This window comes from Desulfitobacterium elongatum (assembly GCF_055378975.1).
This window is the reverse complement of the sequence record NZ_AP038772.1, coordinates 3298038-3322623: the sequence shown is the minus strand read 5'-3', so window position 1 is coordinate 3322623 and position 24586 is coordinate 3298038. Positions and strand designations below refer to the sequence as shown.

The 24586-nt window shown below is 40.8% G+C and carries 24 protein-coding genes and 1 riboswitch; of the genes, 18 read left to right on the top strand and 6 right to left on the bottom strand.

Annotated features, from left to right (window positions below; translation table 11 throughout):
* Positions 1-61 precede the first annotated feature (61 nt).
* Positions 62-1786, bottom strand: coding sequence for an aldehyde ferredoxin oxidoreductase family protein (locus tag ACZ42W_RS15720; protein WP_464166223.1), 1725 nt, complete (start codon positions 1784-1786; stop codon positions 62-64).
* A gap of 399 nt (positions 1787-2185) precedes the next feature.
* Between ACZ42W_RS15720 and ACZ42W_RS15715 the strand changes: the two genes are divergently transcribed.
* Positions 2186-3349, top strand: a complete 1164-nt coding sequence (locus ACZ42W_RS15715; RefSeq protein WP_464166222.1) for an iron-containing alcohol dehydrogenase — start codon at positions 2186-2188, stop codon at positions 3347-3349.
* 69 nt (positions 3350-3418) lie between these two features.
* Here the strand turns inward: ACZ42W_RS15715 and ACZ42W_RS15710 are convergent, their stop codons facing one another.
* The 4 genes from ACZ42W_RS15710 to ACZ42W_RS15695 form a co-directional block, all read right to left on the bottom strand.
* Positions 3419-4144: an ABC transporter ATP-binding protein gene (locus tag ACZ42W_RS15710; RefSeq protein ID WP_464166221.1), complete on the bottom strand. Its 726-nt coding sequence runs from the start codon at positions 4142-4144 to the stop codon at positions 3419-3421.
* A gap of 5 nt (positions 4145-4149) precedes the next feature.
* On the bottom strand, positions 4150-4848 hold the full coding sequence (locus tag ACZ42W_RS15705; RefSeq protein ID WP_464166220.1) for an ABC transporter permease: 699 nt from the start codon (positions 4846-4848) through the stop codon (positions 4150-4152).
* Positions 4849-4938: 90 nt separating this feature from the next.
* Positions 4939-5835, bottom strand: coding sequence for an ABC transporter substrate-binding protein (locus tag ACZ42W_RS15700; protein WP_464166219.1), 897 nt, complete (start codon positions 5833-5835; stop codon positions 4939-4941).
* A gap of 110 nt (positions 5836-5945) precedes the next feature.
* A complete protein-coding gene (locus ACZ42W_RS15695) occupies positions 5946-6908 on the bottom strand; it encodes a substrate-binding domain-containing protein (protein WP_464166218.1) in 963 nt (320 codons plus the stop codon).
* A gap of 373 nt (positions 6909-7281) precedes the next feature.
* Positions 7282-7463, top strand: a riboswitch (Lysine riboswitch).
* Between the two features lie 140 nt (positions 7464-7603).
* Between ACZ42W_RS15695 and ACZ42W_RS15690 the strand changes: the two genes are divergently transcribed.
* From ACZ42W_RS15690 to ACZ42W_RS15630, 13 genes are all read left to right on the top strand, one after another.
* The gene (locus ACZ42W_RS15690) at positions 7604-8449 is read left to right on the top strand and encodes a transporter substrate-binding domain-containing protein (protein WP_464166217.1); all 846 of its coding nucleotides are present in this window, start codon (positions 7604-7606) and stop codon (positions 8447-8449) included.
* 84 nt (positions 8450-8533) lie between these two features.
* Positions 8534-9316: an amino acid ABC transporter permease gene (locus ACZ42W_RS15685; RefSeq protein ID WP_464166216.1), complete on the top strand. Its 783-nt coding sequence runs from the start codon at positions 8534-8536 to the stop codon at positions 9314-9316.
* Positions 9317-9332: 16 nt separating this feature from the next.
* Positions 9333-10073, top strand: coding sequence for an amino acid ABC transporter ATP-binding protein (locus tag ACZ42W_RS15680; protein WP_464166215.1), 741 nt, complete (start codon positions 9333-9335; stop codon positions 10071-10073).
* 15 nt (positions 10074-10088) lie between these two features.
* The gene (locus ACZ42W_RS15675; RefSeq protein WP_464166214.1) at positions 10089-10463 is read left to right on the top strand and encodes a NusG domain II-containing protein; all 375 of its coding nucleotides are present in this window, start codon (positions 10089-10091) and stop codon (positions 10461-10463) included.
* Positions 10464-10692: 229 nt separating this feature from the next.
* Positions 10693-11877, top strand: coding sequence for a pyridoxal phosphate-dependent aminotransferase (locus tag ACZ42W_RS15670; protein WP_464166213.1), 1185 nt, complete (start codon positions 10693-10695; stop codon positions 11875-11877).
* A 348-nt stretch (positions 11878-12225) separates the two neighbouring features.
* Entirely contained in the window at positions 12226-13350 is a 1125-nt protein-coding gene (locus tag ACZ42W_RS15665) for a GIY-YIG nuclease family protein (protein ID WP_464166212.1), read from the top strand.
* 96 nt (positions 13351-13446) lie between these two features.
* Positions 13447-13980 carry a Chromate resistance protein ChrB gene (locus ACZ42W_RS15660; RefSeq protein ID WP_464166211.1) on the top strand — a complete coding sequence of 178 codons (534 nt, stop codon included), beginning with the start codon at positions 13447-13449 and terminating at the stop codon, positions 13978-13980.
* Positions 13981-14018: 38 nt separating this feature from the next.
* The gene (locus ACZ42W_RS15655; protein ID WP_464166210.1) at positions 14019-15248 is read left to right on the top strand and encodes an MFS transporter; all 1230 of its coding nucleotides are present in this window, start codon (positions 14019-14021) and stop codon (positions 15246-15248) included.
* Positions 15249-15390: 142 nt separating this feature from the next.
* On the top strand, positions 15391-16212 hold the full coding sequence (locus ACZ42W_RS15650; RefSeq protein WP_464166209.1) for an EFR1 family ferrodoxin: 822 nt from the start codon (positions 15391-15393) through the stop codon (positions 16210-16212).
* A gap of 241 nt (positions 16213-16453) precedes the next feature.
* The gene (locus tag ACZ42W_RS15645; RefSeq protein ID WP_464166208.1) at positions 16454-17311 is read left to right on the top strand and encodes a DegV family protein; all 858 of its coding nucleotides are present in this window, start codon (positions 16454-16456) and stop codon (positions 17309-17311) included.
* Between the two features lie 61 nt (positions 17312-17372).
* Positions 17373-17837 (top strand): MGMT family protein, encoded by a 465-nt coding sequence (locus ACZ42W_RS15640; RefSeq protein ID WP_464166207.1) that lies wholly within the window; start codon positions 17373-17375, stop codon positions 17835-17837.
* Between the two features lie 44 nt (positions 17838-17881).
* Positions 17882-18166, top strand: a complete 285-nt coding sequence (locus ACZ42W_RS15635; protein WP_464166206.1) for a DUF1905 domain-containing protein — start codon at positions 17882-17884, stop codon at positions 18164-18166.
* 188 nt (positions 18167-18354) lie between these two features.
* Complete coding sequence (locus tag ACZ42W_RS15630; RefSeq protein ID WP_464166205.1) at positions 18355-19047, top strand: CDGSH iron-sulfur domain-containing protein; 693 nt, start codon at positions 18355-18357, stop codon at positions 19045-19047.
* Between the two features lie 100 nt (positions 19048-19147).
* Here the strand turns inward: ACZ42W_RS15630 and ACZ42W_RS15625 are convergent, their stop codons facing one another.
* A complete protein-coding gene (locus ACZ42W_RS15625; RefSeq protein ID WP_464166204.1) occupies positions 19148-19639 on the bottom strand; it encodes a YopX family protein in 492 nt (163 codons plus the stop codon).
* 361 nt (positions 19640-20000) lie between these two features.
* On the opposite strand from ACZ42W_RS15625, the gene ACZ42W_RS15620 reads away from it, so the two are divergent.
* From ACZ42W_RS15620 to ACZ42W_RS15605, 4 genes are all read left to right on the top strand, one after another.
* Positions 20001-20465 (top strand): NADH-quinone oxidoreductase subunit NuoE family protein, encoded by a 465-nt coding sequence (locus ACZ42W_RS15620; protein WP_464166203.1) that lies wholly within the window; start codon positions 20001-20003, stop codon positions 20463-20465.
* Positions 20465-21763: a complex I 51 kDa subunit family protein gene (locus ACZ42W_RS15615; RefSeq protein ID WP_464166202.1), complete on the top strand. Its 1299-nt coding sequence runs from the start codon at positions 20465-20467 to the stop codon at positions 21761-21763. Before ACZ42W_RS15620 ends, ACZ42W_RS15615 begins: the two co-directional genes overlap by 1 nt.
* Positions 21764-21765: 2 nt before the next feature.
* Positions 21766-23493 (top strand): NADH-dependent [FeFe] hydrogenase, group A6, encoded by a 1728-nt coding sequence (locus ACZ42W_RS15610; protein ID WP_464166201.1) that lies wholly within the window; start codon positions 21766-21768, stop codon positions 23491-23493.
* Positions 23494-24111: 618 nt separating this feature from the next.
* On the top strand, positions 24112-24561 hold the full coding sequence (locus ACZ42W_RS15605; RefSeq protein WP_464166200.1) for a hypothetical protein: 450 nt from the start codon (positions 24112-24114) through the stop codon (positions 24559-24561).
* Positions 24562-24586: the final 25 nt, after the last annotated feature.

Genomic DNA, 24586 nt, shown 5'->3' with positions numbered 1-24586 from the left:
GACACTTTACAGTCAATTACCCCCCACCTACTGGAGGGAAAATTGAACTGACTTATTCATTCTAAAATTGATAAACCTGATCAAGCTCCTCATCCGTAAAATCCCAAGTGGCGTTATGAGGAGGTACCGGTTCATTAAAGAATTCCGGTAACCGGTCGTCGATATTGCTGAATCCTGAAGCTTGGTTGAAAGCCCGTTCAGTATTTAGTACAGATTTACCCAGATTAAACCAGTCGTCCACGGTCCAGTTTGTACCATATTGAGCGTTAATCATGTCGACGAGGGCGTGAGAGACAGGTTCATAATCTACTATGGCAAAGGCTGTGAAAACACATAGGCCTGCACTGTCGATGGCAGCAGTGGCAATCTGTAGGTTTCTAGAAAGTTCAATCTGCCCTTCTTTTGACAAGGGATCTACGCGTCCACCCACATTCAGAACGTTCGCAGTAACTGAATAACCCGCGGTATGGTCGGCACCCATAGTAGACGTAGCATAGGTTACACCGATACCCTTAATGGACCGTGGATCATAGGCCGGCATGCTTTGGTGTTTAACCGTCGGAACCCGGGTGATTCCAAAGGCTTTACCCGTAAATTCAGCTCCATTGCCAAGGATACGACCAAGGGGAGTGCCTTCTTTAATATCGGTTTCAAACAAATTTAGCATTCCGTTACCATCCCCCCAGGGAAGGATACCAGCATCCATGGCCACCATCATACTTCCAGCAGTTTCAATCGTATCGATGCCAATATCATCGCAAATATGGTCAACATGGGCAATAATATCGAGATCGTCTACAGTGCAACCCGCCCCAAGTCCCCAAATTGTCTCATACTCAAAACCAGAGGTAAGGTATTTATTGTCTATGTCATTATAAGTTTGGGAGCAACGAATTACACACCCAACATGACAGCCATGTGTAGGATCGCCCTTTCTGCTCATGATGGTATCATACATGGTTTCACCACTAATTTTTTCCGCTCCATCAAATTGGCCCATTCGGAAGTTCTTGGTAGGTAGTCCACCAACCTCATTAAGAATGTTTACAAGTACACTGGTCCCGTATTTGGGAAGAGCATTACCGCTTACAGGATGGCTAAGTAGTCCCTTATTGAAAATTTTAGCTGCTTCCTTAAACTTATCCTTGTTGAGAACATCAATCCCTGCCCCGTCATTATCGTCGAGGGTTATGAACTTAATCCTTTTTGAACCCATTACAGCCCCAAGTCCACCCCGTCCAGCACTACGGAGGTGGCCCTTCGGGTCTTTAATAGAAATATTTGCTGCAGACATTTTGTATTCTCCAGCCCTACCAATGGTCATTACTCCAGTATTTTCTCCATACCTGGAGGTTAGAGTATGGATTACTTCAAAGTTATCTTTACCCAGGAGTTCGGTCTCTTCTTTAATTTCCACACCGTCTTTATGAAGATGAAGGCAATACCACTTGTCTCCCTCTGGAATGCCCTCTATTATTAAGGCTTTAACGCCAAGCTTAGCCAATCTTTGGGCTGCGGTTCCTCCCGAGTTACTCTCTTTAATACCGCCAGTTAAAGGGCTCTTGGCTCCCACAGATAAGCGTCCGGAGTTAGCAGCCATGGTTCCCGTTAGTAATCCCGGTGCAAATACTAATTTATTTTTGTTGCCTAAAGGATGGCACGTTGGTACTACTTCTTTGGCGACTATGGCTGAAGTTAGGCCCCGCCCCCCGAGCATTTCCCACTCTGCTGGTACGTCCTCCGCTACAAACGACAAATTTGACATGTTGACACGATAGATTTTCACTTCTGCAACCTCCAAGAAATTTATTCTGTTAGCTAGTCCAGCCAGATTTCATATAAGAATATCATTTCAAGTTAGAACTTGTTTTATTCTCAAGGTCGTTAGTTTCCTTACTAAGCACAGGATGCCGCTCATGGGCCTTTTCTTATGTACTTCAGGTTTTTTCTCACTACTTTAGTGCTCCAACTCAGAACACTGTTCTAATCACAATGTGTAAAAATGGAGCAGGGACCGCAGCGGTATCTCTTCAAGTCAAAGACAGTGACTTAAAATAGCCCCATTTTTCCGAATATTCACCCTATTAGTTATATTTTGAACAAGCATCTTATTTGGCATGCTTATTGCATTTATATAAAAGCATATATCCCCAACGGGAAAAGAAAATTGAGGAGGATGAGATCAATGGCTGTCATTCAACAAGTGTATGGCTATTACATGCCAACGGTTAACCTTATGGGTGCTGGAGCAGTGCAAGAAGCTGGAAAACAAGCAAAACTTTTAGGGGGGGAAGTTGCCCTTTTAGTAACAGATGCTTATCTCAATCAAATTGGCATGGCAAAACAAATTGCGGACATTATCGAAGCTGAAGGGGTTAAAGTCGTAATTTACCCGGGAGCTGAACCGAATCCTACCGATAAGAATGTTCATGAGGGTGTAGCGATCTTCGAAAAAGAAGGCTGCAATATGATTGTGTCCCTCGGGGGAGGATCTGCACATGACTGTGCCAAAGGTGTGGGTCTCGTCGCAGGGAATGGGGGTAGCATTCGTGATTTCGAGGGAGTCGATCGATCCGAAAAGCCGATGGTGCCAATGATAGCGATTAACACGACTGCCGGGACAGCCAGTGAAATGACCCGTTTCTGCATTATTACCGATACAGATCGTCATATTAAAATGGCAATCGTTGACTGGCATACTACACCGAATGTCTCCATCAACGACCCGTTGCTCATGATGAAAAAGCCAGCAGGACTGACTGCGGCAACTGGGATGGATGCTTTAACCCACGCTGTCGAGGCTTATGTTTCTACTGCAGCCACACCGATTACAGATTCTGCTGCGTTAATGGCCATGAAGCTCATTAGTAAGTACCTCCGTCGCGCGGTAGCTAATGGCAGTGATTTCGAAGCACGTGAACAAATGGCTTACGCCCAGTTCCTTGCTGGAATGGCATTTAACAATGCCAGCTTAGGTTATGTTCACGCGATGGCACATCAATTAGGAGGCTTCTATAATCTTCCGCACGGCGTCTGTAACGCCATACTACTACCTTACGTATCTCGTTTTAACCTGATTGGGAATGTCGATCGATTTGTAGATATCGCAGAAGCGATGGGTGAGGAAGTAAAAGGCTTATCCGCTCGGGAGGCCGCAGAGAAGGCGCTGACTGCAATTTCAACCTTGTCGAAGGATATCAATATCCCAAGCGGTCTCACTGAACTTGGAGTGAAAGAGGAAGACCTGAAAACTATGGGGATTAACGCGATGAAAGATGCCTGCAGTCTAACCAACCCTCGGCTAGCCACTCTCGATGATGTTATTCAGATTTATAAGAACGCCTTATAAGTCTTAGTCCCAACCTCTAAACGTAAAGCGGATCAAGAAAGTTCTTGATCCGCTTTTACGTTTGGAAATTCAATTCAAAGTTGTGCGCCAATGAGCAAGGAACTGATCTACCTCGACGCTTTGAGGCGTTAATAAGAGGTCAGAAGGGGTAGCGTCAGCAATGATCTTACCTTGGATTAGTAACAGGGTTCTTTGGGCTAATCGTCGTATATCATCAAAATCATGACTTACTAATACCGTTGTAACCTTTGTAGTTCGAAAGATCTGTGCCAGATCGGTTCTTAAGGCTTCTTTTGTCGGGGCGTCCAAGGCAGAGAAGGGTTCGTCAAGAAACAAAATATCCGGCTCTAAAACTAAAGCCCTAGCTAAGCTAACCCGTTGAGCCTCCCCACCCGAAAGGGATCGAGCAGGTTGCTTGGTAAGATGAATTATCCTAAATTGCTCCAGCCAATAGGTCACCCGACTTTTGATTTCACCTTTTGGAACACCTCTGATTTTGAGCCCAATCGCGATATTTTCCCAGACACTGGTATCTAGAAGAAGGGCTTCCTGGAAAACGATTGCGATCCTGCGTCGTATATCGAGCGAAACTTTTTTAGAGATAAGCTGCCCTTGAAGCCAAATATCCCCACTTGAGGGTGATTCTAAAAGAGCTAATATTTTTAATAAGCTACTTTTCCCCGAACCATTCGGGCCAACAAGCCCTAAGCATTCCCCAGGAGGAAGAACAAAGTTAATATTCTCGAGAATAGTTTTGTTATTTATCTGCCAAGAAATATTTTGTACTTTCAGCATGGGGGTTAGGCTCCTTGCTTTTTTTGTTGGAGGAGGGTTAAGAAAAGAGTAACAAAGTAGGCAAGTAGGGATAAAATGATGCTCAAGGCGATTGCAATATCAAAGTTCCCCTTGGATACTTCGAGAACCGTCGCCGTCGTTAAAACTCGAGTTTGACCTTTGATATTTCCACCGACCGCCATAGATGCTCCTACTTCGGAGACCACCGCACCAAAGCCTGCAATAATCGCAGCCAAAATTGAAAATCGGACCTCTTTCAGAAGTAACCAGAGATATTGCAGTCGAGTCGTCCCGAGTGCTTTGATCTGTAATCTAAGCTTCGGATCGGTTTGTTGGAGGGCGGCACTTGTTAAGGCTATGACGATTGGGGAAGCAATCACCGCTTGTGCAATGATAATTGCTATCGGTGTGTACATGATATTTAAGTAACCAAAAGGACCTGAACGCCAAAGAAAGATAGAAACCCAAAGACCTACAACGACAGGGGGGAGTCCCATTCCGGTATTCACGACACTTAAGATCACTCTATGGCCGGGGAAAGGTTTAAGGGCGAGTAAGGTACCTAAGGGGATCCCAATCAAGAGACTGATAAGTGTTGCCGTTCCTGACACCTTAAGAGTTAAAAGTGTAATTTTTAAGACCTCAGGGTCACCTGTAATGAGCAAGCGAAAGGCCGCAAGAATCCCCTGCCCTATCATTTCCATGCTGTCACATTCCCTTTCCTCTGGCTCACCTTTCTAGGTTCACCCTATTGTCTCATTCTTTAACGTATAGCAAAGGAGTATCATTTCAGATTACTTACTGAGATCTTCCATTTTTTTGCCCGCGTCGGGGAAGAACAGGGATTGACCAAATTTATCCTTGCCAAAATCTCCGATGACTTTCTGTGTCTCTGGGTCAATCATGAAGCTAACGAACGCCTTTGCCCCGTCTTTATTAACTTTAGGGAATTTCTCAGGATTTACTTGCATGACATGATAGATATTGAGAAGGGCGGACTCCCCCTGAAGGAGAATATCAAGTTTAAGATTTTTTTGCATCGAGAGGAAGGTCGCGCGATCGGTCAGAGTATAAGCCGCCTTATCTGAGGCAATCGTTAAAGTTTGACCCATTCCAGAGCCCGTTTCTTGATACCAATTTCCTGTGGGTTTGAGGTTGGCTTTTGTCCATAAAGCCTTTTCCATCTTATCTGTTCCTGAGTCATCGCCACGCGATACGAAAGTAGACTGACTATCAGCGATAGCCTTCAAGGCTTCTAAGGAAGTCTTTTTTTCTTTAAACTTAGCTGGGTCAGAAGAAGGGCCGACAAAGACGAAATCATTGTGCATAACTAGGTTATAGTTAATAGCCGTTTGATTGTCCACTAATTTCTTCTCCGAGCTTGGTGCATGCACTAGAAGAACATCTGCTTCACCCTTTTCTCCCATGGCTAGTGCTGCCCCAGTACCCACGGCAACAGTTTTCACTTTATAACCTGTTTTCTTTTCGAAGTTCGGAATAAGGACATCGAGAAGTCCGCTATCTTGAGTGCTCGTCGTGGTTGCTAGGATAATGTCCGGATTTGAGGGTGTTGGGGTTTGTGAAGTTTGCGTATTAGTTGTATTCGGTGTAGTAGTAGCAGTTCCACATCCTGTAAGTACAAGTGTAAAGGTTAACATGATTAAAATAATTCTCTGAAGTGATTTTTTCATTTAATATTATCTCCTCTCATTTATACAAGCTCTACAGTATCTTCAAGCAAAGCCGACCTGTACCCAGAAGTACCGTACCTTTTGCTTTTTGAAAAACCTGTCTCCCTGATTCAAGGACCCGTTTCGAACATGACCTTTCCAGTAGAAGAAGTATCATACCCCACTTGTCGCTGTATCGCAATCTGAAAAGCAGAAGAGTTTAATATATGAAGGATCATCTTCCATACTTCTGATTTGGTTACCTCATGCAAAGTGACCAAATCATAGCGTTCGTTAAAGAGGGGAATAAAATCAAGGCCCATCCGGTGGGCGGCAGATTGAACACCTATTCCCACATCCGCTTGACCATTGGCAACACAGCTCGCGACTCCAAAATGGGTTTGCTCTTCGTTTTCATAACCTAGAATTGCGGCGGGTGAGATTTTAGCGGCACGTAAGGCGGCATCCAGCCTTAAACGGGTGCCAGAGGCTTTTTGACGGTTTATAAATCGCACGTTGTCGTTCTGTAAGTCCTCCAAGGATTGAAGCTTCAAGGGGTTTCCAGGTTGCACTATCAGCCCCTGAACTCGTTGAACCAAGTTGATAAGAGTTACCGATTCTCCGGGAAGAACATAGTGAACGAAAGGTAGGTTATACTCTCCCGTTTTTTCATCCCAAAGATGGATTCCAGAGATATCGGCTTGACGGCGAAAAAGAGAAAGAAGCCCATCCATACTTCCTTTAAAAGAAAGATGGAAATCCATGGGGATAGAGGAATGCTTTAAAAAATCAGCAAGCAACTCGACAACGGGATCGTGGCTCCCAACAAAGTGTACATGCGAAGGAGTTAGAATCTCTGTAGGTATCATCTGATCAGAAACCAACGAATCCGCAGGATTGTGAAGTTGCGAAGTCTGATCTGGAGAAAGTCCTCCTTGAAGTGAGCGATAGAGGATCTCCGGATCGATACGAATTTGCCGGCCAATGCGTTGTACCGGAATTTCCCCACGCTTAATCAGTTCATAGAGGGTGTACTTTGACACCTTTAAGAGTCTTGCTGCTTCCTCGACAGTTAGGGGAGACAAGTTGTTCAATCTTTCACCTCCAGGATTTGAGATAAATATTACTATAGTGGTAGTTTTTACGGTCATTATAGATTAAATTGACTAACTATTCAAGAAAAATAGTTGGATTTGGTTTGATTCAGTTGGATTAAGTTTGATTAAGTTAGATTTGGTTTGACTAATTACCTTTTTCAGTTCATCATCGAGTTCAAGCGATATATCGTAGTACTTTGCCTTGAAAGGGTAACGGATTAAAACCATAGGAAACATATTAATACCACTAATCTAAGTGGTATCGATGTGTTTTTGGTGTTTTTCCTATGGAAAAACCTCAAAGCTAGGTTGACAGAAATAATATGTTACTGTAGAGTAAATGTATAATTTAATAAGGCCTCACTCTTATAGGTGAGGTAGAGGCGCGACATTTAACAGTCTTTAGTGGAGTTTGAGACGCAGTGATACTAAGGAGAAGGAAAGGTCGCCGAAGCTTGTAATAATCTCATTGTTACATGCTGGGTCTGCAGTTAAGAATTGCAGGACTGTCTCAATAAGCTTCCCAGTTTATTGAGTTGTGCTATCTCATTTGGGATAAGAAGGGGGAATTAGGGGCAACTATACATATGCGACCTGAGTTCAACTCAGGTCTTTTTTGTTTAGTAAAATGCCTAAAGAATTTAAAAATACAACAAACTATTATTTTTATAGAAAAGAAGGAGAGGATTATCATGAGAAAAAAATTATCATTATTTTTAGCACTGTCTCTATCCGTGATGATGTTATTAACAGGATGCGGATCAAGTAGTAATTCAGAAAGCGCAAAGGCCCCTGCCGCTGCAAAAGGAACCTTCAAGGTAGGCCTTGAAGCTGGATATGCACCCTTCAACTGGACTCAAAAGGATGCATCCAACGGAGGGGTTAAGATTGATGGCAATGCAGAATATGCTGGTGGATATGATGTAGAAATCGCTAAAAAAATTGCTGCAGGTTTAGGAAAAGATTTAGTTATTGTTAAAACGGAATGGGATGGCCTTGTCCCAGCATTAACTTCTGGCAAAATTGATGCAATCATCGCAGGTATGTCACCCACAGCAGAACGTAAGCAAACCATCGACTTTTCAAATATCTACTATAAATCAGATTTAGTCATGGTTGTTAAAAATGGCGGGAAATTTGATGGGGCTACTTCCATTCAAGATTTTAAAGGGGCAAAAATAACTGCGCAACTCAACACCTTCCACTATACAGTAATCGATCAGATTAAAGGTGTAGATAAGAAGCAAGCTATGGATAACTTCCCTGCAATGAGAGTTGCTCTCGAATCAGGAATAATTGATGGCTACGTGTCTGAACGCCCAGAAGGCGTAAGCGCCTCTGCTGCCAATAAGAACTTCAAGATGGTAGAATTTAAAGACGGTTTTGTTACATCACCAGATGATACGGCAATCGCTGTAGGTGTCGCAAAAGGTAGTGAATTAACTCCAAAAATCAATGAAGTCTTAGCAGGAATCTCAGACAAAGATCGTACAAGTATTATGGATACTGCTATTAAGAATCAACCAGCAGCAAAATAAGAATTACTGCGGCTGAATAAAGATCATTGAAACCGGCTACATTTAATGCAGTCGGTTTTATGATGTTTTTTAAGGAGGAAAAATATGTCCTTAGAGTGGGTAATAAAAATTCTTTCAAATAACTGGCCAATGTTCCTTCGTGGGGCAGGTGTGACCTTAGTAGTTTCTATAATTGGTACTATTATAGGTTCGGTAATTGGCTTATTAATTGGGGTAATCCGTACAATTCCGATGCCTGAACGTGGGCCAAAAAGGTTTATTCTCAAAGTTATTAATACGATTCTTTCAGCCTATATCGAATTCTTCCGTGGGACCCCAATGATTGTACAAGCAATGGTTATCTATTATGGTTCTGCACAGGCCTTTGGTATACAAATGAACCAGTTCGTGGCAGCAATCTTTATTGTATCCATCAACACTGGGGCCTATATGTCAGAGATTGTTCGCGGCGGTATTGTTTCAATCGATCGAGGACAATTTGAAGCTGCTCATGCTATCGGAATGAATCATGTTCAAACGATGGTCAATGTTGTACTACCTCAAGTTATTCGTAATATTTTACCGGCAACGGGTAATGAATTCGTCATTAATATTAAAGATACTTCCGTGCTTAATGTAATTGCAGTATCGGAGCTATATTTCCAAACCAAATCCGTCGCAGGGAATAACTTCAGATATTTCGAATCTTTTTTCGTGGCATGTATTCTCTATTTTATCATGACCTTTACAGTTACACGGATTTTGCGTTATATTGAAAGAAGGCTTGAGGGTCCAGAGAATTTCATTATGATTGGCAATCAAATGCAGGTAGAAACAACTGAAGATATGCTGCGTCGAATGAAAAATAGCGATGGGAACAAATATTAGAGAAGGAGGAGAGACTTTGGAAAAGGTAATTGATATCCAACATCTAAGCAAATCCTTTGGAACGAATGAAGTGTTGAAAGACATTGATTTTTCGGTAAGAAAAGGAGAAGTGGTCTGCATCATTGGCTCCTCCGGATCGGGAAAGTCTACTCTGCTTCGTTGCATTAATCTCCTGGAAAAACCAAGTGGGGGCCAAATCATCTATAACGGAGAAAATATCTTAGATGATCAACATGATATCTACGCCTACCGAACGAAGTTGGGCATGGTATTCCAACAATTTAACTTGTTTAATAATCATAATGTATTAAGCAACTGTGTCGTGGGGCAGATAAAATTGTTGAAACGTTCCAAAGCTGAGGCTGAAAGGGTTGCTATGAAATATCTGACAGTCGTTGGAATGGAACAATATATTAACGCAAAACCAAGACAGTTGTCAGGTGGACAAAAGCAACGTGTGGCTATTGCTCGTGCACTTTCGATGGATCCAGATGTTATGTTGTTTGATGAACCAACTTCAGCCCTGGATCCTGAAATGGTAGGAGAAGTATTAAAAGTTATGAAGGAACTTGCTGAAACGGGCCTTACCATGTTAGTAGTGACTCATGAGATGGGATTTGCAAAGGAAGTATCTGATCGTGTAGTATTTATGGATAAAGGAGTTATTGCTGAAGAAGGAAGTCCCGAGCAAATCTTCAATAATCCAACCCAAGAGCGGACCCGGGAATTTTTAAAACGCACCTTGACACAGATGTAATAAGGAGAAGGCTACATGTGCAATAAGGATAAGTCAAAAATTAAGATATCCCGTAGAACTTTTCTAAGAGGAAGTGTTGCAGCTATTGCTTTGTTAACTACAGGAGGTTTATTAGCCGGCTGTAATCGGGGTTCGAAGGGATCTGACCAAAGGGTAGCTGTAATTACTCAGAATAAGCAACAAGTTGAGAGCATTAACCTTGCCTCTGAAAAGGAAACTAGAGAAATACAACTCAAGGGAGTTAATGTTGTCGTTCAAGTAGAGCCAGGAAGAATTCGGTTCTTAAAATCAGATTGCCGAGATCAAATTTGTGTAAAGGCAGGATGGTTGAATAAAGAAGGGGATTTAGCTGCATGTCTGCCAAACAAAGCCATAATAGTTGTAGGATGAGATAGCGAAAGACACCAAGTGCATTCCTTGGTGTCTTTTTAATTCGCCGCGTGCTGCTTCCAGGAATAATTTCAGCCAAGACAGTAGGATTCAAACGGTATACTAATACACTTCTATGTAGTAAAATAATAGTATAACAGAGATTTTGAGGAGACACGTAATACTCTGTGGTGAGATGAAGACAGGACTACAGCTCTCATGGAGAGTTATATAAGAAAGGTTGATCGACATGATATCAGAAAAAATGCAAGTACAGGTACAAAACAGCTCAATCATTCGAGCCATGTTCGAGGAAGGAAAAAGACTAGCTGCAATTCACGGAGCGGAAAATGTCTATGATTTTAGCCTTGGAAATCCCAATGTTGCATCCCCTGAAGAAGTGAAAAAGGCGATTATTGAGATTATCAATAAGGAAGATGCTCTTAGTATACATGGGTACATGAATAACTCAGGTTATGAAGATGTAAGAGCAGCAATTGCAAAATCTATCAATGATAAATTCAGTACCGCTTTTACTCAAGATAATATTCTCATGACGGTCGGCGCAGCAGGCGGGCTTAACGTTATTTTCAAAACCTTACTTAACCCGAAGGATGAAGTCCTTACTTTCGCACCTTTTTTTGGAGAATACAGAAACTATGTCAGTAACTATGAGGGTGAATTGCTTGTCGTTCCTGCAAATACAATTGATTTTCAGCCTAATCTAGAAGAATTCAAGAAGAAGATAACCCCGAAAACTAAAGCGGTTATCATCAATTCACCTAATAATCCAACTGGCGTTATCTACTCGGAAGCAACCATAATTATGCTTTCAGACATCCTGAGGGAGAAGCAGAAGGAATTCGGGACAGATATCTATCTTATTGCAGATGAACCTTATCGCGAACTTGCTTATGATAACGTTGAAGTTCCTTATCTAACCAAATATTATGAGAACACGATTGTCGGATACTCCTTCAGCAAATCTCTTTCCTTACCTGGCGAAAGAATAGGGTATTTGGTGATTCCTAATCAGGTTGCAGATTACGAAAATATTATTGCTGCAGCGAATATTGCCAATCGCATTTTAGGCTTTGTCAATGCTCCGTCGTTATTCCAGCGAGTGATTGCGAAGTGCTTAGATGCAAAAGTGGATCTAGAAACCTATAATAGAAATCGAGAACTTCTTTATAATGGGCTTTCCTCTTACGGTTACCAATGTATTAAACCCGAGGGAGCATTTTACCTGTTCGTTAAAACGCCCATTGAGAATGATATCGAATTCTGCAACCTAGCCAAGAAAAAGAATATTCTTATTGTACCAGGCACTTCCTTCTCCTGCCCTGGGTATGCTCGTATCGCCTACTGTGTGACGTATGAGACCATTGAAAAAGCCTTGCCAGGCTTTAAGGCTTTAATCGAAGAAGTGAAATAGAGTCAAGGAAGAAGTATCCCTTCGAATGAAAGGCGCCTCTTCAGAGGAAAGTAAATTCCCTGGAGAGGCGCCTTTTGCTTTACTTTATTTTGCTGAGTTCGAAAAGGATCTCGAGAGTTATTACGGCTTTTTGGGTTGCTTTGGTTTTTTTGTTTCTTTCTTGGGGCGGCTCTTATCACCCATCAGAATGCACCCCTTTCGTGCTTTATGAGACATGTATTTCTACAAAAACAACTAAAATTCCTGCAGTGAATCAGGTCAAGTTCTGAACAATTAATGCATCTGGCAGTGAAATGAAAAACGATGATATAATGTTAAGAGCATTTATACTAAAGGTATGGAGAATATATGGTTATTAAGGAAAAACTCAAGCAACTTCCACAAAGACCCGGCGTCTATAGGATGCTTGATTCACTGGGAAATATCATCTATGTGGGCAAGGCAAAAAACCTAAAGAACAGGGTATCGCAATATTTTCAGAATCAAAAGGATCGGGATCCCAAAGTCGCTGAGATGATACAAAATATTCATACGTTTAATTATGGAGTGACAGATACGGAATTGGATGCATTCATAGAAGAATGTCACCTTATCAAGGAAGTGAAACCAAGGTATAACAGGCAGATGAAGAATGATCGAAAATATTGCTATATAAAGATACCGTCTGAACAGTATCCTAAACTGACTATAGTCCATGAAAAAGTAGAAGATGGCGTAATATATTTTGGACCCTTTACCAGCACACATCAAGTGGAGACAGCAGTACAATACTTGAACGATTTCTATCCTATACGAAAATGTACGAGTCCAAGATTAGGTAAGAGGAAAAATGGGTGTCTGTACTGGCAATTGGGAAAGTGTTTGGGTGTTTGTACCGGGCAAGTAAGTCCAGAGGAATACAGGATCTATATCGATAAAATCCAGCAACTCATAAACGGGAAGGATAAGGTAGCTATCCAGGAACTTTCTCAAAGGTTGGATATGGCCATTGAGAATCTTGAATTTGAGAAGGCGGCTCAATACAGGGAGTATTATCTAGGACTTCGACATGTCATAGGAAAGCAGCGATTAGTTCAATCATCGAGTAAGAATAAGAATATCTTGGCAGTTGAATTCATCGACTCTGAATTTGCAAAATTGTTCCTGATCAAAGGGAACAAGCTACTTTATGGAAAAGTATTTAATAGAGAAACGGGCAATAGTCTAGAGTCTAGTCAGTTCCTCAAAAGATTGATCCGGGATACGTTTGTGACGAATAAAAGTGAACCTCATAATTTGTCACAGCAGGATATTGATGAGGCGCAAATTATTAGTTCATACCTGAAAAGGAATAGGGGAAGGGTCCTTAGTTTTTGGATACCAGCTACTCGATTGAAGAATGAAGCATCTATGGATACCACAGTTATAAAGATAATAACTCGGATTACTTCTGGACATTCGACAGAGGGGACCGTAATAGAAAAGTTAGTTTAAACTCGCATAAGGCGGGTTTTTTTATGATAATCTATTGTAACGGATATTACAATATGATAATATTCATGTAACGGATATTACAGAGGAAGTGTATGTATGGAAAAAAGAAAATGGCTAGTGTTAAATTATAATCTACCTACGGAACCCTCAAGATATCGAGTAGCAACCTGGAGGGGCCTCAAAAAATTAGGGGCAGTGAACGTTCAACAATCAATGTGGATTTTGCCTTACAATGAGATTAATTACTCTGCTCTACAGAAAATAGCACAAGAAATTGAAATAAACAGTGGAGATGCGCTCCTGATGGAAAGCGTATGTGTTGAAGAGAGATATGAAGAAAAAGTAATGCTGAACTTTAACACGATTAGAGATGAAGAGTATAAGGAATGCATTAGTGAATGTGAGGAATATTTAAAAGAAATTGAAAAGGAAATCTCAATAGAAAAGTTCACCTTTGCTGAGCTTGAAGAGGAAGAGGAGGAGCTTCAGAAGCTGATATCCTGGTATAACAAGATTGAAGCAAGGGATATCTTTCATTCTTCAGAGAGAAATTTCGCTAAGGGAATCCAAGAGCAGATAAAGAACGCCTTTGAAAGGTATAGTAAACTGGTTTATCAACATAATGAATAAAACACGCTGGAATTGAATTGAGTGAGGGTGGATTCAACATGAATGATAACAACTCTGAAGCATTCAATCATGAGAATAAAGGGAAGGGAAAAAGGATTCTGGGACTAGATCATAATATTTTCTTCGTCGGAATTACCAGCTTTTTAACGGATACAACAACAAAAATGATCTATGCGATTATGCCGCTGTTTCTAATGACTTTAGGAGCAACGAAAACAGAGCTTTCTCTCATTGAAGGAATTGCGGAAAGCACTGCCTCCGTGCTTAAAGCTATATCTGGCTGGTGGAGTGACAAAATTGGCAGAAACAAGCCTTTTATGATCATAGGGTATGCGTTTACAGCGATACTATCTCCCTTGTTTTCCATGGTTACATCTCCGCTGCAGGTGCTGATGGTCAGATTCACTGAAAGGGTCGGGAAAGGGATAAGAACTGCTCCGCGAGATAGCTTAATTGCTGGCTCCTCAGCTGAGAACGAAAAGGGGAGGAGTTTTGGTTTTCATAAAGCGATGGATAATAGTGGAGCAATTCTTGGGCCACTTTTAGCTGCGGGCATATTATTACTATTTCCTGGTGATTATCGTAAGGTATTTATTTTTGCAGCAATCCCTGGATTATTAGGTCTGTTTTCAATTATCTTCTTTGTGAGAGAAGCAAAGAAAGATAAAGCGGAACTCCTAGGTAAAATTTCTTTTAAGGACTTTTCTCCAAAATATTATGCTTTTCTAGGGATTGTTTTTATATTTACACTAGGGAATTCGACAGATGCCTTGTTGTTGATCAAAGCTAGTGATATAGGAATTCAGGATGCGTTTATCCCCATTATCTATCTAATATTCAATGCCGTTTCAGTGATATTCGCTGTTCCCGCCGGGATATTATCGGATAAAATTGGCCGAGAAAGACTCATCATCTTCGGGTATTTACTCTATTCAATTATATACTTCGGTTTTGGAAGGACGAACAGCCAAGGTGTTCTTATCCTACTCTTTGCTTTATACGGCCTTTATAGTGCAGCGACGGATGGAGTCCAGAAGGCTTTGGTTTCTGACCTTATCGATAAAAATAAGAAAGGTACAGGTCTTGGGCTGTACAATTGTCTTGTAGGAATAACGCTCCTCCCAGCCAGTGTAATTGCGGGTCTTCTCTATGATAACGTTAATAACAGAGCACCGTTTTACTTTGGTTCAATCATGGCTCTCGTTGCCGCTCTACTTATGCTGATATTCTACTGGAAAAGGAAACAAATCTTGAAGGTGAGGGAATAACCGCGGCCCAACCGAATTTATAAATCGGCTGGGCTGTCTTTCAGTGTTTAATTTTTCGGTATAATTTCCTATAAGAAGGAAATTTCTAGCTAATACCGAAAATTTATAACTAAGAGGTACAGCCTCAAAGGAGGTAATAAACATGAAAAAAAGAATAAATGCACTCTATTTTTCTGCAACGGGTACAACAAAAAAAGTAGTATCTGATATAGCAAAAGGAATTATAGAAAATTGTGATCGCAAATTTACTTTTAATAGTATTGATTTTACTTTACCGGCAGTTAGAAAAGAAGAAATTTCTTATCAGGAAGAAGATGTTGTCATCATCGGAGTTCCTGTTTATGCAGGAAGAGTGCCTAATATATTACTAAACTATTTAAATTCAATTAAGGGTAATGGGGCAATGGCTATTCCTGTAGTTGTTTATGGAAACAGAAATTATGATGACGCTTTAATAGAGTTAAAAGATATACTTGAATTAAACGGTTTTAAAGTGATTGCAGGAGGAGCGTTTATAGGAGAACACGCATTTTCTGAAACCCTTGCCAAAAACCGACCGGATGAAAAGGATATGGTCATAGTAGGTGATTTTAGCAAGCAAATTTATAAAAAAATAATAGCTCAAGTTGAAATTATTCAATCGGTCGATGTCACTGGGAATAAACCTTATAGAAAATATTATATGCCTAAAGATAAAAATGGTAGCTCAGTTGATATTAGAAAGGTTACTCCAAAAACAAATAGTAATTGTACCAATTGCAAAGTTTGCGCAAATTTCTGTCCAATGGGCTCCATTGATTTTAATGATGTTTCTAAATTAAATGGAATATGTATTAAATGCTGTGCTTGCATAAAAAAATGTCCTACCCATGCAAAGTATTATGATGATAAGGATTATTTAAGACATAAACAGGAATTAGAAAAGGATTGTGCTAGTCGAAGAGAACCTGAATTATTTTTGTGATAGGTAATTTAAGGGGTTGGCTATAATGGAACCAGCCTAATTTTTGAATCGGCTGAGCTGCTTTTGTTTTCCTGAAACGACATAGGTTGGCTTATATGTTAAAATGAAGGTAATAAACGCTTTGTCAAGCAGTTTGAAATCTCAAAACAAAAGCAGATCGTAGAGTTCGTCACAAAGCTAAAGGAAAATGCAGTTAAGATTGTGGGCTAAACGTAGTAAAATTTGAAAGAGAGATGATTAAATGGCAGTACAAATCTTAACAGATAGCACCAGCTATTTGACTGAAGCAATTCGAAAAGAGCTAAGCATTAGAATGGTATCTCTGAATATTTCCTTTGGCGATAGCAGTATGAGAGAAATGGATATAGACAATGAGAGCTTTTATGAGATGATGGCTACAAAAGGAATTCCAACCTCTTCACAACCAGCGATCGGAGAATTGTACTATGAAATGATCAGTGCGGTCGAGAGGGGAGAAAGTCTGTGTTGTATCTTCCTATCCTCTGATATGAGCGGGACTTTTGCGACAGGGAAAATCGCCAAGGAGATGGTCTTAGAAAAGTATCCGGATGCTAAGATTGAAATCGTCGATTCTAGATCCAACTGCATGCAATTGGGTTTCGCAGTGATTCAGGCTGCCCGAGCAGCGAGAGAAGGTAAGGAATTAGATCAGGTTAAAGAAGCTGCGCTGGAAAATATCAAAAGAAGTCGATTTTTATTTATCCCCGACAATCTGGAATATTTGAAAAAGGGTGGGCGAATTGGCGGTGCAGGTGCGTTAATCGGGAATCTCTTTAAGATTATCCCCATTTTGACCGTCGAGGAGGGTAAGACATCTATTCTGGCAAAGGTTAGGATGAAGGAAAAAGCTGTGCTGACTATGGTTGAAAGAATGCTACAGGATATTAAGCAGTACGGTTTAGGAGAAATTGCGGTTTTACATATTAATTGCTTGAAAGAAGCTAAAGATCTTTCCCAAATGATAAGGGATAAGCTAAAGGTAGATATAGATATCTCTGATATCGGGCCAGTTATTGGCTTACATGTAGGGCCAGGCACTGTAGCGATTGCTTATTATACGGAAAGGGATATGCGCTAAAATCCAATGGAAGATTATCCGATATAAACTTGTTTAGTAAAGAACAAAAAAGGGGATACAAATGGCTAAAAAATCCTTTAATGAGAAATTACAAGATAGTAAAGATATGCCGAAAATCATAGAAGTAACTGATCCAAAAGCCGTTATGCGTTATGGCGGTACCAAAATGTTGATCGCTCCTCCATTGGCTTACGATGAGATCATGAAGAAAGTTCCCCTGGGTAAAGTGATAACTTCAGACTATGTCAGAAATTACTTAGCCCAAAAGTATGAGGCGGATTATACTTGTCCCCTAACCGCAGGGATATTTATGAATATTGCAGCAAACGCATCGCCTGAACGTGGAGTTGACGAAACGCCTTACTGGAGAACTCTTAAAAAAGATGGCGAACTCAATGAAAAGTATCCCGATGGTATAGAGGGACAAAAGCTACTTCTTGAAAGGGAAGGACATACTATAATTCAAAAGGGGAAACGATATTTTGTGAAGGAATTTATGGGCAAGCTTTTTGAACTCGAGGTTTAAGCTTGCATCCAAGCAATATAGTCTAGCATACAAGAAGGTAGATTATGAGTAAAGTCTATGAATTTGAAGCGGAAATAAAGAAGGTTCCAGATATTGATGGTGCATATATAGAAATCCCCTTTGATGTCAAGGCCGAGTTCGGGAAAGGGCGAGTTCCGGTGACGTCAACTTTTGATGGTGAGCTTTACGAGGGTAGCCTTGTAAAGATGAAGACGCCTTGCCATATCATCGGAATTAGAAAAGATATCAGAGCAAAAATCGGCAAACAGCCAGGTGATGTGATTAAGGTGACCCTTAAAGAAAGAGTGGTTGAAAAGGGGAAGGGATAAAACGCCAGCTGCCTTTTACGCAATATAATTTGCGCCAGGGCAGCTTTCTACTTGTTCTGAGATAGGGGGATCCGTACTAGAACTTTGTCTATAAAGGAGGAATCACCTAGAAAGAAGTGGAATATTGTATGTGAGCTGTAGGAAAATGAAATAATAGCTTAGAAAGTTAACGAAGGGTGAGGTTTGTTATGTCCAAGGTCAATAAACACGAATGTAAAATTCAAATTTTAAAAAATGGCCCTTATATTATTACGGGAAATGTACCCTTGTCCGAACAAATCATAGTCCCCAAGGGTCATGGATATGAATATTTTGAGGGACGTCAATTCCCTCAAGCTGAACAATATGCTCTCTGCCGCTGCGGAAAGTCCAAAAATCAACCTTTTTGTGACGGCTCTCATGAAGAGACCGGATTTGATGGAACTGAGACGGCCTCGAGAGCACCGTATTTAGAGAGGGCTTTTAAGCTGGAAGGGCCTGATCTAGACCTCTTGGATGATGAGCGGTGTGCCTTCGCTAGGTTCTGTCATCAAGAACATGGGGATGTCTGGGAACTCACTGAAAAATCGGATAATTCAATATACAGAGAAGAGGCTATTAAAGCAGCGAGTGATTGCCCTGCCGGCAGACTTGTCGCCATGGATAAGGAAGGGAATTTATTCGAACCTGAATACGAGCCTTCGATCGAAATACTCCAAGATCCCGAAAGAAGAGTCAGTGGCCCAATTTTTGTTAAAGGAAATATCCCGATAGAATCGTCAGAGGGATTCACTTATGAAGTGAGAAATAGAGTTGCTCTTTGTCGCTGTGGAGAATCCAGCAACAAACCTTTTTGTGATGCGACACATGTCCCAATCAGATATAAAGATAGCCAAAAATAGGTTAATAGTTATTCTAGGTGCCACCTGGATCCATAGGCAAAGCAATACCCGCTCAAAGAGCGGGTATTGCTTTGTGTTCAACGTTTTATTGGATTTAATTCTAGTTTGTAATGCAAATTTCACTTCCCAGTAAATCAGGGTTATCGAACCGATTTCCGACCACTTTGGGTTGTACAACCTTGCTCAACATTTTAATGAATTGCTCACCTTGGTCAACAACAATCCAATCGTGAGCTTGCTCGCTATATTTAATCCGCCCTAGGATTCTTTGATCATCGGAAACATTGGGAGTGCTATCTTGGTAAAAGGAGATAATATCATCACTATAGATTTTTCTTCCTGGCTCTTCAAAGTCATAAGAATCAGTAGCCTGCATAATCTCTATACCGAGAATACTGACCACATCTTCTTCCCAGTCATTTTCATAATGATTCGAGATACAATTAAGGGTGTAATGGATCCCTGTGTTTGTGATGCTTACCGGGTATTCTTTATGCCCTAACTTTTTCAATCCAAGTGGCAGCCATAAATCCTTGTCGTAAACCAACATTCTTTGCTTATTGTCGTAAGCTCTAAATTCCATATCCCCCATTTTCAACTCCTCCAATCCTATGATCCTATGTAATAATTTCAGAGCGGAATCTCATACCTTTGGATAAACATTCAGGTTTATAAAAGGTAGAATCTACATTTTCAGTATAATCAAAAAATTTCTAAAAGTCTATAACTATTTTTTTGAAATATTCCAACAAAAAAACTCCAGAACCCTGATGTATCAAGGAATTGAGGGCTAACAGGGTAAGACAAAAGAATAAAGAATTTTTGTTTAAATTGAAAATATAAACTTATTCTAGAGAGCTTGTAATTTTTCGCACAAAACGTTAAAATCGATCATGCGAGATACTTTTGAAACAACGTTTCAGAAAACGATATAGCAATAAAGGGGAGTCAGAATGGAAAAAGTGCAAGAGGTTCTAAAGAAATTCGGCAACTCAGGCGAAAACCTTATTCAAATCATGTTAGAGTTACAACAGCTTTCTGGGAAGAATTATTTGCCTCATGAATGGGTCGAGTATGTTGCCAAAGAACTTGATTTGCCGATGAGCAAGGTTTATGGAGTCATTACCTTTTATGCGATGTTTGATAACGTACCGAGAGGAAAAAACCTCATCGAAGTTTGCAAAAGCGGTCCCTGCCATGTGTCGGGTTCAGAGAGTATCGTAGTCATGTTAGAAAAAGAGCTTGGTATTATGCCTGGTGAGACCACTAAGGATGGCTTGTTCACTTTAGAGCATTGCAGTTGCTTCGGAGCCTGTGATATTGCTCCTGCCATCAAAATTGGGGAAAAAGTCTACGGCAATCTGACGCAAGAGCTGCTTAAGGATATCATCAACTCTTACAGGGAGGGGCTTAACTAATGGAAAGTACTAAAATTTTAAGCTCAAGATTTGGCAAGATTAAGCCAGAATCCGTGGAGGAGTATATTGCTGCTGGGGGCTATGAGGGGCTTAAGAAAGCTATTACGATGAACCCTGTCGATATTATCGAGGAAATCAAGAAGGCTTATCTTTTTGGTCGAGGGGGCGCAGCCTATCCGACAGGAATCAAATGGGAACAGGCCTACGCTATACCTCTGGAAAAAGGCCTCAAGTATATGGTATGTAATGCTGACGAAGGAGAACCAGGAACCTTCAAGGATAGGCACATTATGGCCGAAGATCCGCTCGAGCTAATTGAAGGGATGACGATCGGTGCTTTTATCTTTGGAGCAAAGGAAGGGTACATCTATTGCAGAGGAGAATATCCTGCCATCCAAAGGACACTCAGAAGTGCCATTGAGAATGCTAAGAAAGCCGGTTACCTTGGAGCAAATATTCTTGGTACCGGGTTGGATTTTGATATTACTGTCGTCTCCGGTGCAGGAGCCTATGTGTGTGGAGAAAATACCGCACTGGTTGAGTCGATCGAAGGAAAAACGGGTAGACCGAGACGTAAGCCACCCTATATTAAAAACGCGGGCTTAAACATGAAGCCTACGGTACTCAACAACGTAGAAACCTATGCTTGTATTCCCTGGATCGTCAAAGAAGGTGGGGAAAAGTTCCTTTCGCTGGGGACAGAATTCAGCGGCGGTACCAAATTGATGTGTCTTTCTGGTAATGTCGTCAATAGAGGAACCTATGAAGTTCCTTTTGGCACGACGCTCAGAGAACTGATTTATGATATCGGCGGCGGGATCGCCAATGGCAGAAAGCTAAAATTCGTACACTTGGGTGGATCGAGCGGATCTTGTTTCCCTGAGAGTTTGCTGGATACAAAGATCTGTTATAACGACCTAAGGAAAAATGGATTATCACTCGGCTCAGGTGCAGTCTTGGTCGTAGATGATCGTCACTGTGTCGTGGATTACCTTAAAGCCGTGATGGAGTTCTTCGAAGAGGAATCCTGCGGAAAGTGTACTCCTTGCAGGGAGGGTAATCAGAGAATGGTAGAACTCCTTGAGAAGTTGACTGAAGGCAGAGGTACTGCAGAAGATATCCAGCGCTTAAAGAGATTAGCACAGATGATGAGAAACACGAGTTTCTGCGGTTTGGGGCAGAGCGCTCCAGTTCCCGTGACCACCTTATTGAAGCATTTTGCTGACGAGTTTGAAGCACACATCGAAGGTTATTGTCCAAGCGGAAAATGCAACATGAGTGGTAAGGGGGTAAAATAAGGATGGATATGATTAACCTAAAGATTGATGGAATGGATGTATCTGTTCCCAAAGGTTCTACAATAATGCAAGCAGCTAAGGAATTGAATATTCATATCCCTACACTTTGTTATATGCAAGGACTTCACGAAATGGGCTCTTGTAGAATATGTGTCGTTGAGGTTGAAGGTTGGAGGGGTCTACACCCTGCCTGCATAACTTACGTTGATGAGGGGATAGTGGTGAAAACCGCTAGTAAGCTAGTCAGAGAGACAAGGAAGGATATTCTGGAGCTTATATTGGCGAATCATAATCGGGAATGTCTATCTTGTGCAAGAAACCAGAAGTGTGAACTTCAAAAGCTTTCGGATGAGATGGGAATCACTACTGTTTACTATGAGAAGAAAGCAGCTCGTGCAGAGATGGATAAATCCGGTGCAGTGGTTAGAGATACTAGCAAGTGTGTGCTATGTGGCCGATGTGTCAACGTATGCTCAAATGTTCAGAAGGTGAGTGCTATAGACCTTGCCTATAGAGGACCGCATACCATTGTGACCACTCCCTATGAGGAGAAGCTTTCAGAACGTTCCTGTATTAACTGTGGACAATGTATTAAGATTTGCCCAGTCGGGGCGCTTCAGGAACGAGATGATACTGAGAAGGTGTGGAATGCTCTTGAAGACCCAGAGCTTCATGTCGTAGTCCAAACTGCACCTGCAGTCAGAATCGCTTTGGGTGAAGAATTTGGATTGCCTGTAGGAACGAATGTCAAAGGGAAGATGGTCACTGCACTCAAGATGTTAGGCTTTGACAAGGTATTCGACACTAATTTTAGCGCTGACCTCACGATTATGGAGGAAGGCACAGAGCTTCTTAACAGGATAAATAACGGGGGTAAGTTGCCTCTTATTACTTCTTGTTCTCCAGGATGGATCAAATTCTGTGAGCACAATTACGCAGATTTTCTTGATAATCTCTCAAGCTGCAAATCGCCACAGCAAATGTTTGGAGCAGTTGCTAAATCGTATTATCCTCAAAAAGCAGGAATTGATCCCAAAAAGGTATTTGTAGTTTCTGTCATGCCCTGTACGGCTAAAAAGTTTGAAGCCGATAGAGAAGAGCTCGTTGTGGATGGGCTGAAGGATGTCGACGTTGTTATTACGACTCGGGAATTAGCCAGGATGATCAAACAGGCGGGTATAGACTTTAAGGGGCTCTCTGATAGTAGCTATGATGATATGTTGGGCGAATCAACCGGCGCTGGAGTGATATTTGCTAATACAGGGGGCGTAATGGAAGCAGCCCTACGTACGGTCGCTGATATTCTAACAGGTGAAGATCTTCAGGCAATTGAATATACTGCAGTCCGTGGTTTAGAGGGAATAAAAGAAGCCTCAGTAAATATCAATGGGTTAGATGTAAAAGTAGCGATTGCTCATGGTACCAGTAATGCTTCAAAGCTTCTTGATAAGATTAGAGATGGAGAAGTAAGCTACCATTTCGTAGAAGTCATGGGTTGTCCAGGCGGGTGTATCAACGGTGGAGGTCAACCTATTATCCTAGATAAATCAAAGACCGAAGAAGTCAGTCGCTTGAGAAGCGCTGGCATTTACACTTTAGATAGACAAGCAGTAAAGAGAAAATCTCATGAGAATCCCGAGATTAAAAAGATATATGAAGAGTATCTTGAAAAACCGGGTGGGCATAAATCACATCATCTACTGCACACGCACTATGTAGCCAGGAACTAACTACTAGAGTAGGTTGGGGAATTAGTAAGATGTTAGTGAAAAATATTAATATTTAAAATTTAAACGAGGGGCCACGCCCCTCGTTTTTTGCGAACATAGCCACCCTGAAAATTCATCTCTTGTAAGATTTACAAGAGATGAATTTTTTAACCTTTAGTTATTATAGGCATCAGGAAAAAATGCTCACAGTATAGTAAGCACATAAGAATAATATGAGAGTCTTGGCTTGATTTAGGACGTAACAACAAGCTTATGTAATACATATCCTATACAGAGGAGGTGTTAGAATGAGCCCTAGAAACAGACATCACAGCAGTGATAAGAGACATCACAGCAGTGATAAGAGACATCACAGCAGTCATAAGAGGCATCACAGCAGTGATAAAAAACATCACAGCAGTTACAAGAGACACCATAGCAGTTACAGAAGACATTAGGGTAATGTAGAGATTAACTAAAAAAATAGGGTTTGATATGGTATCAAACCCTAGATACTTAAGGATTATTTTTTCTTATATTATGAGCGGCATGGTTTTGAAAAAAGTTGAAGGCTTAATGGAGGTACTGAGATCATGTACGATGATGATTTAATAAAAATAAAATCTTTAAGTAAAAAAAATGTCAAAATTATACCAATATTTAGGCGAAGGCGCTGCTAGAATGGTGTTCGCCCTAGATGATGACTCAGTTATAAAAATACCTAAAAACTCATTTGGATTGTATCAGAATAAACTTGAAAATTATATCTATGAAAACGCTGAGGATCGTTTCAAAAAATATTTATGTCCTATTCTTAAATTAAAACCTGAATTAATGATAGCTAAGAGAGCTATTCCAATAAAGGATGATACAGAGTATTTGAATAGTCTTATGATATTTTGTGGAAGTGTAACTTTCTACCAAGATATTTTGGACTTATGCCAAAAATATTACCTCTCTAAAGTGGATATTAGGGCTACAAGTTCCTGGGGAATATTAGATGGAAATAAAGTATTAGTGGATTACGGCTGTCCTAACAAGCAGGGGTACAGATTCTATAAAAAAGTAATTGATAGCTTATCGAGATAAATAAGTTCGATTAGAAAAAAGAATA

Bases quoted from the DNA above. Each gene is read 5' to 3' on its own strand.
- ACZ42W_RS15715 (WP_464166222.1), top strand. From the start codon at position 2,186: ATGGCTGTCATTCAACAAGTGTATGGCTATTACATGCCAACGGTTAAC.
- ACZ42W_RS15710 (WP_464166221.1), bottom strand. From the start codon at position 4,144: ATGCTGAAAGTACAAAATATTTCTTGGCAGATAAATAACAAAACTATT.
- ACZ42W_RS15705 (WP_464166220.1), bottom strand. From the start codon at position 4,848: ATGGAAATGATAGGGCAGGGGATTCTTGCGGCCTTTCGCTTGCTCATT.
- ACZ42W_RS15700 (WP_464166219.1), bottom strand. From the start codon at position 5,835: ATGAAAAAATCACTTCAGAGAATTATTTTAATCATGTTAACCTTTACA.
- ACZ42W_RS15690 (WP_464166217.1), top strand. From the start codon at position 7,604: ATGAGAAAAAAATTATCATTATTTTTAGCACTGTCTCTATCCGTGATG.
- ACZ42W_RS15685 (WP_464166216.1), top strand. From the start codon at position 8,534: ATGTCCTTAGAGTGGGTAATAAAAATTCTTTCAAATAACTGGCCAATG.
- ACZ42W_RS15675 (WP_464166214.1), top strand. From the start codon at position 10,089: ATGTGCAATAAGGATAAGTCAAAAATTAAGATATCCCGTAGAACTTTT.
- ACZ42W_RS15670 (WP_464166213.1), top strand. From the start codon at position 10,693: ATGATATCAGAAAAAATGCAAGTACAGGTACAAAACAGCTCAATCATT.
- ACZ42W_RS15665 (WP_464166212.1), top strand. From the start codon at position 12,226: ATGGTTATTAAGGAAAAACTCAAGCAACTTCCACAAAGACCCGGCGTC.
- ACZ42W_RS15660 (WP_464166211.1), top strand. From the start codon at position 13,447: ATGGAAAAAAGAAAATGGCTAGTGTTAAATTATAATCTACCTACGGAA.
- ACZ42W_RS15655 (WP_464166210.1), top strand. From the start codon at position 14,019: ATGAATGATAACAACTCTGAAGCATTCAATCATGAGAATAAAGGGAAG.
- ACZ42W_RS15650 (WP_464166209.1), top strand. From the start codon at position 15,391: ATGAAAAAAAGAATAAATGCACTCTATTTTTCTGCAACGGGTACAACA.
- ACZ42W_RS15645 (WP_464166208.1), top strand. From the start codon at position 16,454: ATGGCAGTACAAATCTTAACAGATAGCACCAGCTATTTGACTGAAGCA.
- ACZ42W_RS15640 (WP_464166207.1), top strand. From the start codon at position 17,373: ATGGCTAAAAAATCCTTTAATGAGAAATTACAAGATAGTAAAGATATG.
- ACZ42W_RS15635 (WP_464166206.1), top strand. From the start codon at position 17,882: ATGAGTAAAGTCTATGAATTTGAAGCGGAAATAAAGAAGGTTCCAGAT.
- ACZ42W_RS15630 (WP_464166205.1), top strand. From the start codon at position 18,355: ATGTCCAAGGTCAATAAACACGAATGTAAAATTCAAATTTTAAAAAAT.
- ACZ42W_RS15625 (WP_464166204.1), bottom strand. From the start codon at position 19,639: ATGGGGGATATGGAATTTAGAGCTTACGACAATAAGCAAAGAATGTTG.
- ACZ42W_RS15620 (WP_464166203.1), top strand. From the start codon at position 20,001: ATGGAAAAAGTGCAAGAGGTTCTAAAGAAATTCGGCAACTCAGGCGAA.
- ACZ42W_RS15615 (WP_464166202.1), top strand. From the start codon at position 20,465: ATGGAAAGTACTAAAATTTTAAGCTCAAGATTTGGCAAGATTAAGCCA.
- ACZ42W_RS15610 (WP_464166201.1), top strand. From the start codon at position 21,766: ATGGATATGATTAACCTAAAGATTGATGGAATGGATGTATCTGTTCCC.
- ACZ42W_RS15605 (WP_464166200.1), top strand. From the start codon at position 24,112: ATGTCAAAATTATACCAATATTTAGGCGAAGGCGCTGCTAGAATGGTG.